Below are 14113 nucleotides of genomic sequence, written 5' to 3' on the forward strand. Positions count from 1 at the left end.
CCTCGTTACAGGGTGATTTGGGTGCCGAGCAGACCGAGGAACCCGGCCAGCCAGTTCGGATGCGCAGGCCAGGCCGGCGCGGTGGCCAGATTGCCTTGAACGTGGCCGTCGGTCACGGGGATGTCGATGTACGTGCCGCCCGCCAGTCGGACTTCCGGCGCGCAAGCCGGATAGGCGCTGCATTCACGTCCTTTTAGCACGCCCGCAGCCGCCAGCAACTGGGCGCCGTGGCAAACAGCGGCAATCGGCTTGCCGGCCTTGTCGAAGGCGCGCACCAGTTCGAGGACTTTTTCGTTCAGACGCAGGTATTCCGGGGCACGACCGCCGGGAATCAGCAGCGCATCGTAATCGGCCTCGCTGACCTTGGCGAAATCGAAATTGAGTGCGAACAGGTGACCGGGTTTTTCGCTGTAGGTCTGATCGCCTTCAAAGTCATGGATGGCGGTGCGCACGGTGTTGCCGGCAGCCTTGTCCGGGCACACGGCGTGGACGGTGTGACCGACCATTTGCAGGGCCTGGAACGGCACCATGACTTCGTAATCTTCGACGTAATCGCCGACCAGCATCAGGATCTTTTTCGCGGCCATGGGGAGGACTCCTCTGGGAAAGGGCTTGCGGGAGTATTCAAGGTAGACCTTATCGGGACGAGCAGGTAATAACCGACTACTACCGAGTTATCGTTCTTCGCGGGCAAGCCAGCACACAGGTTCTGCGTCGATCACAGGTTGTGTGTGGGACGCAAATACTCTGGGGCGAGCTTGCTCGCGAAGGGGCCCTGACAACCGACAGCTTCGTTGACTGTCAGCACGCCTTCGCGAGCAAGTCGAATCGGCGCACCGCCGCTGTCACAGGATCAGAGGTAACCATCCGCGCGCAGCAGGGTTTCCAGGCAGTGCTCGCTGATGTTGTAGAACGCCTTCAATTCCTGAATCTTCACCAGCAACTGAGCCGGGTCCACCGGTTCGGCGCGTTTGACCGCCAGAATCATCTTGTTCTTGTTGGTGTGATCCAGCGAGATGAACTCGAACACCTTGGTTTCGTAACCACAGGCCTCAAGGAACAGCGCACGCAGACTGTCGGTGACCATCTCCGCTTGCTGCCCCAGGTGCAAACCGTATTGCAGCATTGGCTTGAGCAGCGCCGGGCTCTGGATCTGCAAGCGGATCTGTTTGTGGCAGCACGGCGAGCACATGATGATTGAGGCGCCCGAACGGATGCCCGTGTGGATGGCGTAATCGGTGGCGATGTCGCAGGCATGCAGGGCGATCATCACGTCCAGCTCGCTCGGCGCGACACTGCGCACGTCACCGCATTTGAATACCAGCCCAGGGTGATCCAGCTTTGCCGCAGCGCTATTGCACAGGTTGACCATATCTTCACGCAACTCGACGCCGGTGACTTCGCCCTCGGCCTTCAAGGTGTTGCGCAAGTAGTCGTGAATCGCAAACGTCAGGTAACCCTTGCCCGAACCGAAATCCGCGACCCGCACCGGTTTGTCCAGCGCCAGCGGTGACGAGGTCAGGGCATGGCTGAACACTTCGATGAACTTGTTGATCTGCTTCCACTTGCGCGACATGGCCGGGATCAGCTCATGCTGCGCGTTGGTTACGCCCAGATCCTTGAGGAACGGACGGCTCAGCTCCAGAAAGCGGTTTTTCTCACGGTTGTGCTCAGCGGACGGAGCCTCACGCAATTGCTGAGGTTTGCTCCTGAAGAGCGAAGGCTTGCCCTTTTTGCTGTATTCGAGCTGTGCTTCGTCAGTCAACGCCAGCAAATGCGCATTTTTGAACGAGGCCGGCACCAGCGCGGCGATCATCGCTACGCCTTCCAGCAACGGCAGGTTCTTGGTGATGTCGCGGGTCTTGTAGCGATAAACAAAGGACAGGTTAGGCTGCGCCTTGACCGTCACTGGTTTGATGATGACCCGTTGCAAATCCGCCTCTTCGCCGACGTACTTGGCCAGCACCAGTTTGATGAAGCCGTTCTGTTCGAGGCTGGTTTGCAGCAGTTCGATGAACTGGGCGTGGTGATCCGGCGCAGATGGCGCGGTGGGGGCGGTGACGGACATGAACAAGCGGCCTCGGACGGGGCGAATCGGGAATGGCGGGTATTTTAGGGGGGATGCGGGTTGGGGACACGCTCTTATTTACCGAACGGCATAAACTGCGCCGGCCCCCTCACCACAAGGGACTGCTGCGCCCTGAGATTTAACCCAACACCACCAACCGATTCGGCAATTCATTGCGTACCTGCGTCACCGGCACATGCACTTTGAGCAATTCGCCACACGCCTCGATGCAGGTGACAAACCCTTGCAGCGTGCGCCCCTGCCGCACCTGCTCGGTAAACGCCGCGACAATGGCATCCCAGCTTTTATTGTCCAGTCGCCGGGAAATCCCCTCATCCACCAGAATCTCCACGTACCGCTCAGCCTCGCAGACAAAAATCAGCATCCCGGTGCTGCCCACCGTGTGATGCAGGTTCTGTTCGAGAAACTGCCGACGCGCCAGATTCGAGGCGCGCCAGTGACGCACCCGGCGAGGCACCAGATGAGTGGTGATCTTGGGCAAGCGAAACAACAGGCACAGCACAATGAAAATGCCCCACTGCACCAGCAGCAGACTGCGCATGGTGAGCCAGCCGGTCAGGTAATGCACAACGCCTGGTACCACCAGCGCCAGCAGGCTGGCCCACAGCAACGGGATGTACGCGTAATCGTCGGCGCGGGCGGCCAGCACGGTCACCAGTTCCGCATCGGTGTCGCGCTCGACGCGGGCGATCGCCTCGGCGACTTTGCGTTGTTCGTGTTCAGTCAGTAATGCCATGTCAAAGAGTGCCTGCTCATTATTGTTGTGTGCTCACCAGCCGCCCGACGAACCACCGCCGCCGAAACTGCCCCCGCCGCCGCTAAAGCCCCCGCCTCCACTGCCGCCGCCAAAACCTCCACCGCCAAAGCCTCCGCCACCACCGGAGCCGCCACGGCCGGCGGGAAGGATACCGAGCATCTGGCAGACAAACACCGTCAGGATGAACAACATCACTAAAAACACGAACAACGTCGGGTGCCGCGAGATGAAATCATCGGAAGGATCACCGCCGGGTTCATACACCGTTGACGGTTCGTCCAGCGGATTGCCCCCCAGCACCACCAGCATCGCCGCGACGCCATCGCTGATGCCTTTGCTGAAGTGGCCGGTCTTGAACGCGGGGGTGATGACTTGATGGATGATCACCGACGCCTGCGCATCGGTCAGCCGGTCCTCCAGGCCATAACCGACTTCAATGCGCAATTTGCGCTCGTCCCGGGCGACGATAAGCAATGCGCCGTTGTTTTTGTCTTTCTGGCCGATGCCCCAGTGCCGGCCCAGTTGCACGCCAAAATCTTCGATGGTGGTGCCTTGCAGATCCGGCAGCGTCACCACGACCAATTGCTCGCCGGTCGCCTGTTCGTGCGCCTGCAACTGCTGGCTCAGTTGCGCACGCACTGACGGCTCGATCATCTGCGCGTCATCCACCACCCGCCCGCTCAGCGCCGGGAACGTCAACTCGGCCCGGGCGCTGACGGCGAACAGCCACAGCATCAGCACCAGGCCCATTTTCAACACACGCATGGGCAACCTCGGATCAGAACTTCACTTCGGGCGCCTTTTCTGCACCGGGGGTGGTGGCTTCAAAGGTTTCGCGGATCGGCAGGTCGCTGTACATCACGCTGTGCCAGAGGCGTCCCGGGAAGGTGCGGATTTCAGTGTTGTATTTCTGCACCGCCAGAATGAAATCGCGCCGCGCCACGGCGATACGGTTTTCCGTGCCCTCAAGCTGCGACTGCAGGGCCAGAAAGTTCTGGTTGGCCTTCAGGTCCGGATAACGCTCAGAGACCACCATCAAACGGCTCAACGCGCCGCTCAGTTGATCCTGTGCCTGTTGGAACTGCTTGAGCTTTTGCGGGTTGTCGAGGGTGCTGGCATCCACCTGGATCGACGTCGCCTTGGCCCGCGCCTCGATCACGGCGGTCAGGGTCGCCTCTTCATGCTTGGCGTAGCCTTTCACCGTTTCGACCAGATTGGGGATCAGGTCGGCGCGGCGCTGGTACTGGTTCTGCACTTGGCTCCAGGCCGCTTTGGCCTGCTCGTCGAGGGTCGGGATGTTGTTGATGCCGCACGCGGTCAATAGCGTGGCCAGCACCAGCAATGTGGCGACCTGCAGACGCGAGCGGTTGATTGGGCTGACATTCATCAAAGTGATGCTCCTTGGCACATTTCATTAAAAACCGTCGGCGAAAACTTCGGGGCCGGCTCTTGGGGCATAATCGGCCTCGTCACTGGAATGCGACGGGCGAATGGGCTAAAAAGTGCCCTGCGCGTTCACGCTACCGAGTGTCGGCTGTGGTTTTTTGGCTCGGTATTTTTGAGCCGGCACCCGAACAACAATAGTCGCTCCCAACATTTTGGCTGGCCGGCATTGCATTGCCGCTTGGGCCCTTGAGAAAAACATTCATGAAGAAGCTGTGTTTGCTGGGTCTGCTCGTCAGCCTGGCCAGTCATCACGTATTGGCCGCCACGACCCCGGCGCCCCTGGAAAACAAGGACGCGTTCATCAGCCACCTGATGAGCCAAATGACCCTCGAGGAGAAGATCGGCCAGTTGCGCCTGATCAGCATCGGCCCGCAAATGCCCCGCGAACTGATCCGCAAGGAAATCGCCGCGGGCAACATCGGCGGCACGTTCAACTCCATCACTCGCCCGGAAAACCGGCCGATGCAGGACGCGGCCATGCGCAGCCGTCTGAAGATTCCGATGTTTTTTGCGTACGACGTGATCCACGGTCACCGTACGATTTTCCCGATTCCGCTGGCCCTGGCATCGAGCTGGGACATGGACGCCATCGGCCTGTCCGGACGCGTGGCGGCCAAAGAAGCGGCGGCCGACAGCCTCGACATCACCTTCGCGCCGATGGTCGACATCTCCCGCGATCCGCGTTGGGGCCGCAGCTCCGAAGGTTTCGGTGAGGACACCTACCTGACCTCGCGCATCGCCAAAGTCATGGTCAAGGCTTATCAGGGCCAGACCCCGAGCGCCGCCGACAGCATCATGGCCAGCGTCAAGCACTTTGCCCTGTACGGCGCGGTCGAGGGTGGTCGTGACTACAACACCGTGGACATGAGCCCGGTGAAGATGTACCAGGATTACCTGCCACCGTACCGCGCCGCGATTGATGCCGGCGCCGGCGGCGTGATGGTCGCGTTGAACTCGATCAACGGCATTCCGGCCACCGCCAACACCTGGCTGATGAACGATTTGCTACGCAAGGACTGGGGCTTCAAAGGCCTGGCGGTCAGCGACCACGGTGCGATCTTCGAGCTGATCAAGCACGGCGTGGCCCGCGACGGTCGTGAAGCGGCGAAGCTGGCGATCAAGGCCGGCATCGACATGAGCATGAACGACACCCTGTACGGCAAAGAGCTGCCGGGCCTGCTCAAGTCCGGCGAGATCGAACAGAAAGACATCGACAATGCCGTGCGCGAAGTGCTCGCGGCCAAGTACGACATGGGCTTGTTCAAGGACCCGTACCTGCGCATCGGCAAGGCTGAAGACGATCCGGCCGACACCTATGCCGAAAGTCGCCTGCACCGTCGCGAGGCCCGTGAAGTGGCGCGTCGCAGCCTGGTGCTGCTGAAAAACCAGAACGAAACCCTGCCGCTGAAGAAAACCGCGAAAATCGCGCTGGTCGGCCCATTGGCCAAGGCGCCGATCGACATGATGGGCAGTTGGGCGGCGGCCGGTAAGCCGGCGCAATCAGTCACGCTGTTCGATGGCATGAGCGCGGTCATCGGCGACAAGTCGAACCTGATCTACGCCCGTGGCGCCAACATCACCAGCAACAAGAAGGTCCTCGACTACCTGAACTTCCTCAACTTCGATGCACCGGAAGTGGTGGATGATCCGCGCCCGGCCAACGTGTTGATCGACGAAGCGGTGAAAGCCGCCAAAGACGCTGACGTGGTCGTTGCGGCAGTGGGCGAATCCCGCGGCATGTCACACGAATCCTCCAGCCGCACCGACCTGAACATCCCGCAAACTCAGCGTGAGTTGATCCGAGCCCTGAAAGCGACCGGCAAACCGCTGGTACTGGTGCTGATGAACGGCCGTCCGCTGACCATCCTTGAGGAAAAGGAATCGGCCGACGCCATTCTGGAAACCTGGTTCAGCGGCACCGAGGGCGGCAACGCCATCGCCGATGTGCTGTTCGGTGACTACAACCCGTCGGGCAAACTGCCGGTGACCTTCCCGCGCTCCGTCGGGCAGATTCCCACCTACTACAACCACCTGAGCATTGGCCGGCCGTTCACGCCGGGCAAACCGGGCAACTACACCTCGCAATATTTCGATGACATCACCGGCCCGCTGTTCCCGTTCGGCTATGGCCTGAGCTACACCGGTTTCAGCCTGAACGACATGGCGCTGTCATCGACCACCCTGAACGCCACCGGCAAGCTCGACGCCAGTGTCACGGTGAAAAACACCGGCAAGCGCGACGGCGAAACCGTGGTGCAGTTGTACATTCAGGACGTCACCGGTTCGATGATCCGCCCGGTGAAGGAACTGAAGAACTTCCAGAAAATCATGCTCAAGGCCGGCGAACAGAAAGTCGTGCACTTCACCATCACCGAGGATGACCTGAAGTTCTACAACGCTCAGCTCAAGTACGCGGCAGAGCCCGGCAAATTCAACGTGCAGATCGGTCTTGATTCGCAGGACGTGACGCAGCAGAGCTTCGAATTGCTGTAACTATTGAGGCCACACACGCCTGCGTGAGAGGGGCCTTTGTGGGAGGGGGCTTGCTCCCGAATGCGGTGTATCAGCCAAATAAATGCTGAATGACATGCCGCCTTCGGGAACAAGCCCCCTCCCACATTGGAATCCACTGGTTTCGGAGCTGGCGTTAACCGCGCCTGTCCAGCAGGTTGACCACCAACCGATCCACCCACCCCCACACCCGCTGCTTGACCCTGTGCCACAACGGCCGACGCTGCCACTCCTCCAGACTCACCCGCTGACTCAAGCCGAAGTCCTTCTCGAAACTCGCCCGCACCGCCGCCGTCAACGACGGATCGAGTGCCTCCAGGTTCGCCTCCAGATTGAAACGCAGGTTCCAGTGATCGAAGTTGCACGAGCCGATGCTCACCCACTCGTCCACCAGCACCATTTTCAGGTGCAGGAAACACGGCTGGTATTCGAAGATCTGCACCCCGGCCTTGAGCAGGCGCGGGTAGTAGCGATGCCCGGCGTAGCGCACGGACGGGTGATCGGTGCGTGGGCCGGTCAGCAGTAAACGCACATCGACACCACGGGCGGCGGCCTTGCGCAGGGAGCGGCGGATTTTCCAGGTCGGCAGAAAATACGGCGTGGCCATCCAGATGCGTTTCTGCCCACTGTTCAGGGCGCGGAACAGCGACTGCAGAATGTCGCGATGCTGGCGGGCGTCAGCGTAAGCCACGCGGCCCATGCCCTCGCCTTTATCCGGCACACGGGGTAACCGCGGCAGGCCAAAATGCGCGGCCGGGCGCCAGGCGCGACGATAGCGGTTGGCGATCCATTGCCGGTCGAACAGCAATTGCCAGTCGATGACCAATGGACCGCTGATTTGCACCATCACCTCATGCCATTCGCTGGTGGCATGGCCTGGGGTCCAGAACTCGTCGGTGACGCCGGTGCCGCCGACCACTGCCGAACATCGGTCAACCAGCAGCAGCTTGCGATGATCACGATAGAAATTGCCAACCCAGCGCCGCCAGCTCAAACGATTGTAAAAACGCAGTTCGACCCCGGCCTGGATCAGGCGCTGGCGCAGAGAATGGGTAAACGCGAGGCTGCCGTAATCGTCGAACAGACATCGCACACGCACGCCGCGCTCGGCCGCCAGCACCAGCGCTTGAACGATGGTTTCGGCACAGGCGCCCGCCTCGACCAGATACAGCTCAAGTTCGATCTGTTCTTTGGCCTGGGCAATGTTCTGGAGCATGCGCGCAAAGAATTGCGGGCCGTCGATCAACAACTCGAAGTGGTTGCCGTCACGCCACGGAAACACTGCGCCGCGCATGTCAGCGCGCCGTGAAGATCAGCACCGCACCCACCGGCACCGACAGGCTGATGGCCGACAGACCGGCCAGTTTGCGCAAGCTTTCAATCCCCGGAGCGAGATCGAAATCCTCGGCATTGATCACCAGCGGCTCCAGCGTCACCACTTGGAAACGGCGGTCATCCAGACGTGTGGCGAGCAACTCGGCCGGATATTCATGTTGCTTGCCGTGCAGGTTGACGGTCAGCGGCAAACGTAATTCAAGCTGAGCGCCAGGGGCCAGATCGTTGATCGGGCGCAGGTCGATCCGGGTGGTGATGGTCGCCGCGGGAAACTGCTCGATCTGGAACAGCTCCTTGCGCATACGCTCGTCACGCAGGGGGATGCCGCTGTTGATCGAATCCAGCTCGACTTCGACTTCGGCGCGACCATTGGGGTCGACTTTGCCGTGCAACACCAGAAAACGCTGCACTTCGGCAAGGCTGGCGTTTTTCGTGCTGACGAACGACAGCCGCGACGACTCGCCATCCAGGTACCAATTGGCCTGCGCTGGCAGCGCAGCGGCGGCCAAAAACAGGCTGGACAGGGTTGCAAACAGGGAACGGTTGAACATTAAAGACTCGTGGGGCCAATAAACCTGAGCCGAACATTAACCGCCCGTGGCGTTATTGCAAACTTTCAATCCCCACCAGTCCATTGACTGGAAAAGTTCCCGTGGGCGGGCTTGCTCGCGAAAGCGCCGGCACAGGCAACATTTGTGGTGACTGACACACAGCCTTCGCGAGCGAGCCCGCTCCCACCGGGGGACGAGCACATCAAGGATTGAGGCGGCAGCCTTGGCGTTCGCCCAACCACCGGGCACTGTTGCTGCGCCCCATGCCGCTGACGGTGATGGTCTTGCTGGCGGGCTCATCGGTGAAACGGCTGGTCGGCAGCCACTGTTTCACATAGCCCCGGCAGTATTCGGCCTCGTTGCTCATCACGTAGCGACACGAACAATATTCCTTGGCGGTGTAGGCACTGATGATGTCGGGAAAGGCCCACAGGTTTTCGCGTTCATATCCGACCCAGCCCAACAGCATGACCGACAGCACCAGCAAGAAGCGCTTCATGGCTGCACCGCCTCCAGCACGCGTTTGATCAATTCGTTGTGGCGATAGCGGCCGTCGCGATCATCGGCGTAGCGCACGATCACCAGGTTTTCGCTGGGGATGACGTACAAGGCCTGGCCCCAATGGCCGAGGGCGGCAAAGGTGTCGGGCGGTGCGTCGGGCCACGGCGATGGCGCGCCGTCCGCCGGGCGATTAAGCCACCAGTGGCCGCCGGGGACGGCTTCGTCCTGATGGGCCTTGTAGCCGGCGAAGGGTTTGAGGTTGAAGGCGAGCCAATCCCTGGGCAGCAATTGCCGATCAGCCCAGCGCCCGTCGCGGGCCATCAACAGACCGACCCGCGCCAGATCCCGTGCGGTCAGGTAGGCATAAGACGAGGCGACAAACGTACCGCTGGCATCGCGTTCCCACACGGCATGACGGATGCCCAACGGGTCGAACAGGGCCGTCCACGGATAGTCCGGATAACGCGGCGGACCGACAATGGTTTTCAGCGCGGCCGACAACAGATTGCTGTCGCCGCTGGAATAACGGAACGCCTGTCCCGGTGCCGCAAAGCGGTCATGATTCGCCGTGAACGCTGCCATGTCGCGATGACCACGGGTATAAAGCATCGCCACCACCGAGGATTTGAGCGGCGCGTATTCGTAGTCTTCCTGCCAGTCGAGGCCAGAGGCCCAGTGCAGCAGATCGGCCATTGTGATGGCGGGGTGTTTTTCCAGCGCCGGGTAAAACTTCACGGCGGGATCATCAAGCCTGAACAGGCCTTCGCCGTACGCCACACCCAGGACTGTGGCCATCAGACTTTTGCTGATCGACCAGGTCAGGTGCGGGGTGTCGGCAGTGGTCGGGCCGGCGTAGCGTTCGTAGACGATCTGGCCATCGCGGATGATCAGCAAGGCGTCGGTGCGGACACCTTGGCGAGTGGTTTCGTCGCGGGGCGGGAAAGCGTAGGCCTCCAGTTTCTCAACCGCAGGGCCAGTGAGCTGCGGGCCCGTCGGCCATTGCTCGCCGGGCCATTGCCCGGCCTGAACGGTGAAGCTGATCAGCAGCAGGAGCAGGCCTTTGAACATGGTGAGAGCTCTTGAAAATAACCTGCTGAGGGTAGTCGGGGTTTATGACAGATGTGTGGTGTTTTCAGGGCCTCTTCGCGAGCAAGTGTTCGAGTTCCTTCAGTTGAAATGCAATCAAACTGTGGCAGCGGGCGTGCTCGCGAAGAGGCCGGTCAGGCCTGCGCCAAAGCCTTGGCCAACCGCTTGGCCCTGGCCCCCGAAGCCAATTGCATCACGCCTTGATCACGCTGCCACATCGCCGCCCACTCGGAATGTCCCTCGCTCAACGCTAGATCGACTTCAGGCTTGAGCGCGTCAAACTGCGCAAACAACCCACCCAGCAACACATGCCCGGCCCGGGTATTGGGCGGCTGGCGACTCATTTCGGCACACCCGGCCAACAACGCCAGCAAGCGTAATTGCAGCGCTTGTGGCCAATCGCTGTCCTGCCCGACGCCATACAACCACGCGGTCATCGCACTCAACACATAGACATCTTCCAGGGTGCGGAACGGTTTGACGTAAGCATCCCAGCCATCCCCGGCGAGCAATTCGCACAGGGCGCCATCGAGGTGGAGCCGACCATGGCTGATGTCCGGCATCAACGGCAGCGCCGGCAGTTTTTCCACACGCACACCGGGTTCGCCGGGATACACCACCGCCAGGCTCAGGCGCGGCGTCTGGCCGGGTTCTTCACTGCGCGCGGCGATCAGCAGCCAGTCCGCCGCATCGCCAGCGGTGACGAAATCCTTGCGCCCGCTCAGATGCAAATCGGTCAGCCGCGTTTGCATATCCGCCGGGCGCAAACTGCGCTGTTCAGTCGCACACAACGCCCCAAGGCTCAGCGGTGCGCTGGGCCAAAGCATGCGCAACGCCGCTTGATAACCGACCAGAAACGCCAGCCCCGGCGTTGCCATCAACCGCCCTCCCGCCACCGCCAATTCGAACGGCGTGACGTTGCCCAGCGTGTGCAACAACGCCGCAAAACCTTCCGCCAGGTCAGCAACGACGGGCAATCGTTCACGGCTTTCAAGCAGATCGGGCCAAGGCATAAGAGGCTCCTCGTGGGTTGTCATATAAGCATCACCAAACGTTCATGGCGATGACACAGGGGCTACATAGCCTGACTTTGCACAACACGGCTGCATAAAGAAAGTCGATCGGCTGCAACCCACGACGGGTTAAAGGCCCGTACGGAGATTCACATGACTCAGATCGCCCGCATCAGCGACACCGGCAATGAACGCCGCCTGCAAGCCGAACGCCTGATCGGCGCCGAGGCCTTGCAGCAAGCCCAGGCCTTGCGCTTCAACGTCTTCAGCGGCGAGTTCAACGCCAAACTGAAAGGCGCTGAACGAGGTCTGGACATGGATGATTATGATGTTCACTGCAGCCACATCGGTGTGCGTGACCTGAACACCGGCCGCCTGGTGGCGACCACTCGTTTGCTCGACCACACCGCCGCCAGCAGCCTGGGCAAGTTCTACAGCGAAGAAGAATTCAGCCTGCATGGCCTGGCGCATTTGAAAGGCCCGATCCTGGAAATCGGCCGCACCTGCGTCGACCCGGCCTACCGCAACGGCGGCACCATCGCCGTGCTGTGGGGCGAACTGGCCGAAGTGCTCAATCAGGGCGGATACAGCTATTTGATGGGCTGCGCGAGCATCCCGATGCAGGACGGCGGCGTGCAGGCTCACGCGATCATGCAGCGTCTGCGTGAACGTTATCTGTGCACCGAACATTTGCGTGCCGAGCCGAAAAATCCGCTGCCGGCCCTGGATATTCCCTCCAACGTGATTGCTGAAATGCCGCCGCTGCTCAAGGCCTATATGCGCCTGGGCGCGAAAATCTGCGGCGAGCCGTGCTGGGACGAAGACTTCCAGGTCGCCGACGTGTTCATCCTGCTCAAGCGCGATGAACTCTGCCCGCGCTACGCCAAGCACTTCAAGGCAGCGGTGTAATGCGCCGTTTGCGGGTGTACGCGCGAGTCGCGCGAGTGCTGCTGGTGGTGACGCTGGGGTTGACCATGGCCAGTGTTTTCGGGATGTTTGAGCGCATTGGCCTGGCCCATTCGATGGAGCGCCGGCAGCGCTGGTCGCGCTTTTTCATGGCGCGCCTGAGCAACGCCCTGCCCTTTCGCGTGAGCGTTCACGGCGAGCTGCCGAAACAGCCGATGCTGTGGGTCAGCAACCACGTTTCATGGACGGATATTCCGCTGCTCGGCATGCTCACGCCGCTGTCGTTTCTGTCCAAGGCCGAAGTACGCACCTGGCCGGTCGCCGGTTGGCTCGCGGCGAAGGCCGGCAGCCTGTTCATCCGCCGGGGTTCGGGCGATAGCCAGTTGATCCGCAAGCAGATGACCCGTCACCTGCAAACCGACCATCCGCTGCTGATGTTCCCGGAAGGCACCACCACCGACGGCCGTTCGCTGCGCACCTTTCATGGTCGCCTGTTGTCGGCGGCGATTGATTCCGAGGTGATGCTGCAACCGGTAGCGATCCGTTATCTGCGTGACGGTGAAATCGACGCGTTGGCACCGTTCATTGGTGACGATGACCTGCTGTCGCACTTGATGCGTCTGTTCAGCAATGACTGCGGCGATGTCGAAGTGCATCTGCTCAAGCCGATTGCCTGTCAGGGGCGCGAGCGGGCGGCGCTGGCGTTCGAGGCACAGCAGGCGGTGCAGAAGGCGTTGTTTGGGGCGATCCCGGACACCCAACAGACCCCGATGCGCCCGGCAATCGCGGCCTGATACACAGGCTCCCACAGCGGCCGTGCCCCCTGTGGGAGCAAGCTCCCACATCAGGTTTTCAAGGGCTCGGCGTGTCGGGCGAAATCCTGAAGTTGTGGGTAGAACAACGCAAAATCCTCACTCAACGGCTCATACAAACGCCGCAATTCCTGCATCGCACCCGCCAGCTCTTGCGGCCGGGTCAAGCGTCGGGAGATCCCGCGCAACACCTGCTCCAGCACTTCAAACTCCTGATACGACCCCAGCCAGTCATTGGCAACCATGTGCGGCGCGATCTTCGCCAGACGCTCGGGCAGTTGTCGCTCAAGCGATAGCACCCGATAGACGTCCGTCGTGAACTGCTCCAGCGGCTGCTCGGCGTACAAACGCCAGTCTCGCGCCAGACAATGGTCGAAAAACACGTCGAGGACGATCCCGGCATAACGTCTTCGAGTAGCGCAAAACCGCCGCAACGCGACGTCCACCTGCGGATGGCGATCGGTGAAGACATCAATCCGCCGGTGCAACTGGATGGCCGCCTCGACCTCCGGCGCAAACTGCCCCTGCAGCCGGCCTTTGACGAAGTCGCCATACAAACTGCCGAGTAATTGGCCCGGGCGCTGGCCACCGAGGTGCAAATGTGCGAGATAGTTCATGGGCGCAGCTTAGCACTGCGCCTTCATCGTTACACTCAACGTATCGTTATAACCCGATATACCGATTTACACGGTCGTCAGATCAAAAACATATTGGTATATCGCGAAATACCGATTTAAAGTTCGCCTCATCGCGATATAGCGCTACAGACATCACGAGCCAAGCCATGAACCTCGACCTCGACGAAATAATAAAAGCCCTGGCACACCCAGTACGACGAGACATCCTCATCTGGCTGAAAGACCCCAAAGTCCAGTTTCCGGAACAGATTCACAACCACGAGTACGGCATCTGTGCCGGGCAGATCGACCAGCGCTGCGGCCTGTCGCAGTCGACGGTGTCCGCCCACCTCGCCACGCTGCAACGCGCCGGGCTGATCAGCAGCCAGAAGGCCGGTCAGTGGAACTTCTTCAAGCGCAACGAGGACGTGATTCAGGCGTTCCTCGACGCCATCGTCAAAGAGCTCAGCGCTCCCCCAAGGAATTGAT

Annotated in this window: 15 protein-coding genes; 4 read left to right on the forward strand and 11 right to left on the reverse strand. The window is 60.8% G+C overall.

The features are described 5' to 3' along the window. Window positions 1-5: 5 nt before the first annotated feature. The 5 genes from AACY11_RS01255 to AACY11_RS01275 all read right to left on the reverse strand — a co-directional run bounded on the left by AACY11_RS01255 (window position 6) and on the right by AACY11_RS01275 (window position 4233). Entirely contained in the window at window positions 6-587 is a 582-nt protein-coding gene (locus AACY11_RS01255) for a DJ-1/PfpI family protein (RefSeq protein WP_339430693.1), read from the reverse strand. Between the two features lie 266 nt (window positions 588-853). Continuing rightward, a complete protein-coding gene (locus tag AACY11_RS01260) occupies window positions 854-2068 on the reverse strand; it encodes a class I SAM-dependent methyltransferase (protein WP_339465984.1) in 1215 nt (404 codons plus the stop codon). A 139-nt stretch (window positions 2069-2207) separates the two neighbouring features. Beyond that, entirely contained in the window at window positions 2208-2825 is a 618-nt protein-coding gene (locus AACY11_RS01265; protein ID WP_339430691.1) for a TPM domain-containing protein, read from the reverse strand. Window positions 2826-2858: 33 nt separating this feature from the next. Continuing rightward, window positions 2859-3611: a TPM domain-containing protein gene (locus AACY11_RS01270; RefSeq protein ID WP_339430690.1), complete on the reverse strand. Its 753-nt coding sequence runs from the start codon at window positions 3609-3611 to the stop codon at window positions 2859-2861. Window positions 3612-3624: 13 nt separating this feature from the next. Then, entirely contained in the window at window positions 3625-4233 is a 609-nt protein-coding gene (locus AACY11_RS01275; protein ID WP_339430689.1) for a LemA family protein, read from the reverse strand. 260 nt (window positions 4234-4493) lie between these two features. Between AACY11_RS01275 and bglX the strand changes: the two genes are divergently transcribed. Continuing rightward, entirely contained in the window at window positions 4494-6785 is a 2292-nt protein-coding gene (gene bglX, locus AACY11_RS01280) for a beta-glucosidase BglX (protein WP_339493672.1), read from the forward strand. 154 nt (window positions 6786-6939) lie between these two features. Here the strand turns inward: bglX and AACY11_RS01285 are convergent, their stop codons facing one another. The 5 genes from AACY11_RS01285 to AACY11_RS01305 all read right to left on the reverse strand — a co-directional run bounded on the left by AACY11_RS01285 (window position 6940) and on the right by AACY11_RS01305 (window position 11289). After that, on the reverse strand, window positions 6940-8097 hold the full coding sequence (locus AACY11_RS01285; protein ID WP_339430687.1) for a phospholipase D-like domain-containing protein: 1158 nt from the start codon (window positions 8095-8097) through the stop codon (window positions 6940-6942). A gap of 1 nt (window position 8098) precedes the next feature. Beyond that, window positions 8099-8689, reverse strand: a complete 591-nt coding sequence (locus AACY11_RS01290; RefSeq protein ID WP_339465978.1) for a YceI family protein — start codon at window positions 8687-8689, stop codon at window positions 8099-8101. 202 nt (window positions 8690-8891) lie between these two features. Continuing rightward, the gene (locus AACY11_RS01295) at window positions 8892-9188 is read right to left on the reverse strand and encodes an amidase (protein WP_339430685.1); all 297 of its coding nucleotides are present in this window, start codon (window positions 9186-9188) and stop codon (window positions 8892-8894) included. Next, window positions 9185-10258 (reverse strand): serine hydrolase domain-containing protein, encoded by a 1074-nt coding sequence (locus tag AACY11_RS01300; RefSeq protein ID WP_339493674.1) that lies wholly within the window; start codon window positions 10256-10258, stop codon window positions 9185-9187. Before AACY11_RS01300 ends, AACY11_RS01295 begins: the two co-directional genes overlap by 4 nt. A gap of 152 nt (window positions 10259-10410) precedes the next feature. Then, entirely contained in the window at window positions 10411-11289 is an 879-nt protein-coding gene (locus AACY11_RS01305) for an acyl-CoA dehydrogenase family protein (RefSeq protein WP_339430683.1), read from the reverse strand. 153 nt (window positions 11290-11442) lie between these two features. On the opposite strand from AACY11_RS01305, the gene olsB reads away from it, so the two are divergent. Both olsB and AACY11_RS01315 read left to right on the forward strand, forming a co-directional pair. After that, the gene (olsB, locus tag AACY11_RS01310) at window positions 11443-12198 is read left to right on the forward strand and encodes an L-ornithine N(alpha)-acyltransferase (protein WP_339430682.1); all 756 of its coding nucleotides are present in this window, start codon (window positions 11443-11445) and stop codon (window positions 12196-12198) included. Further along, window positions 12198-12989: a lysophospholipid acyltransferase family protein gene (locus AACY11_RS01315; RefSeq protein WP_339430681.1), complete on the forward strand. Its 792-nt coding sequence runs from the start codon at window positions 12198-12200 to the stop codon at window positions 12987-12989. Before olsB ends, AACY11_RS01315 begins: the two co-directional genes overlap by 1 nt. A 50-nt stretch (window positions 12990-13039) precedes the next feature. Here the strand turns inward: AACY11_RS01315 and AACY11_RS01320 are convergent, their stop codons facing one another. Next, on the reverse strand, window positions 13040-13624 hold the full coding sequence (locus tag AACY11_RS01320) for an acyl carrier protein phosphodiesterase (protein WP_339430680.1): 585 nt from the start codon (window positions 13622-13624) through the stop codon (window positions 13040-13042). A 167-nt stretch (window positions 13625-13791) separates the two neighbouring features. Here AACY11_RS01320 and AACY11_RS01325 point away from each other — a divergent pair, with 167 nt between their 5' ends. Next, window positions 13792-14112 (forward strand): ArsR/SmtB family transcription factor, encoded by a 321-nt coding sequence (locus AACY11_RS01325; protein WP_221731397.1) that lies wholly within the window; start codon window positions 13792-13794, stop codon window positions 14110-14112. Window position 14113: the final 1 nt, after the last annotated feature.

The organism is Pseudomonas sp. RA_105y_Pfl2_P56, assembly GCF_963970845.1.
GTDB lineage: Bacteria > Pseudomonadota > Gammaproteobacteria > Pseudomonadales > Pseudomonadaceae > Aquipseudomonas > Aquipseudomonas baetica_A.

Coding starts and splice junctions, on each gene's coding strand:
- AACY11_RS01255 (WP_339430693.1), bottom strand. CDS start 587: ATGGCCGCGAAAAAGATCCTGATGCTGGTCGGCGATTACGTCGAAGAT.
- AACY11_RS01260 (WP_339465984.1), bottom strand. CDS start 2,068: ATGTCCGTCACCGCCCCCACCGCGCCATCTGCGCCGGATCACCACGCC.
- AACY11_RS01265 (WP_339430691.1), bottom strand. CDS start 2,825: ATGGCATTACTGACTGAACACGAACAACGCAAAGTCGCCGAGGCGATC.
- AACY11_RS01270 (WP_339430690.1), bottom strand. CDS start 3,611: ATGCGTGTGTTGAAAATGGGCCTGGTGCTGATGCTGTGGCTGTTCGCC.
- AACY11_RS01275 (WP_339430689.1), bottom strand. CDS start 4,233: ATGAATGTCAGCCCAATCAACCGCTCGCGTCTGCAGGTCGCCACATTG.
- bglX (WP_339493672.1), top strand. CDS start 4,494: ATGAAGAAGCTGTGTTTGCTGGGTCTGCTCGTCAGCCTGGCCAGTCAT.
- AACY11_RS01285 (WP_339430687.1), bottom strand. CDS start 8,097: ATGCGCGGCGCAGTGTTTCCGTGGCGTGACGGCAACCACTTCGAGTTG.
- AACY11_RS01290 (WP_339465978.1), bottom strand. CDS start 8,689: ATGTTCAACCGTTCCCTGTTTGCAACCCTGTCCAGCCTGTTTTTGGCC.
- AACY11_RS01295 (WP_339430685.1), bottom strand. CDS start 9,188: ATGAAGCGCTTCTTGCTGGTGCTGTCGGTCATGCTGTTGGGCTGGGTC.
- AACY11_RS01300 (WP_339493674.1), bottom strand. CDS start 10,258: ATGTTCAAAGGCCTGCTCCTGCTGCTGATCAGCTTCACCGTTCAGGCC.
- AACY11_RS01305 (WP_339430683.1), bottom strand. CDS start 11,289: ATGCCTTGGCCCGATCTGCTTGAAAGCCGTGAACGATTGCCCGTCGTT.
- olsB (WP_339430682.1), top strand. CDS start 11,443: ATGACTCAGATCGCCCGCATCAGCGACACCGGCAATGAACGCCGCCTG.
- AACY11_RS01315 (WP_339430681.1), top strand. CDS start 12,198: ATGCGCCGTTTGCGGGTGTACGCGCGAGTCGCGCGAGTGCTGCTGGTG.
- AACY11_RS01320 (WP_339430680.1), bottom strand. CDS start 13,624: ATGAACTATCTCGCACATTTGCACCTCGGTGGCCAGCGCCCGGGCCAA.
- AACY11_RS01325 (WP_221731397.1), top strand. CDS start 13,792: ATGAACCTCGACCTCGACGAAATAATAAAAGCCCTGGCACACCCAGTA.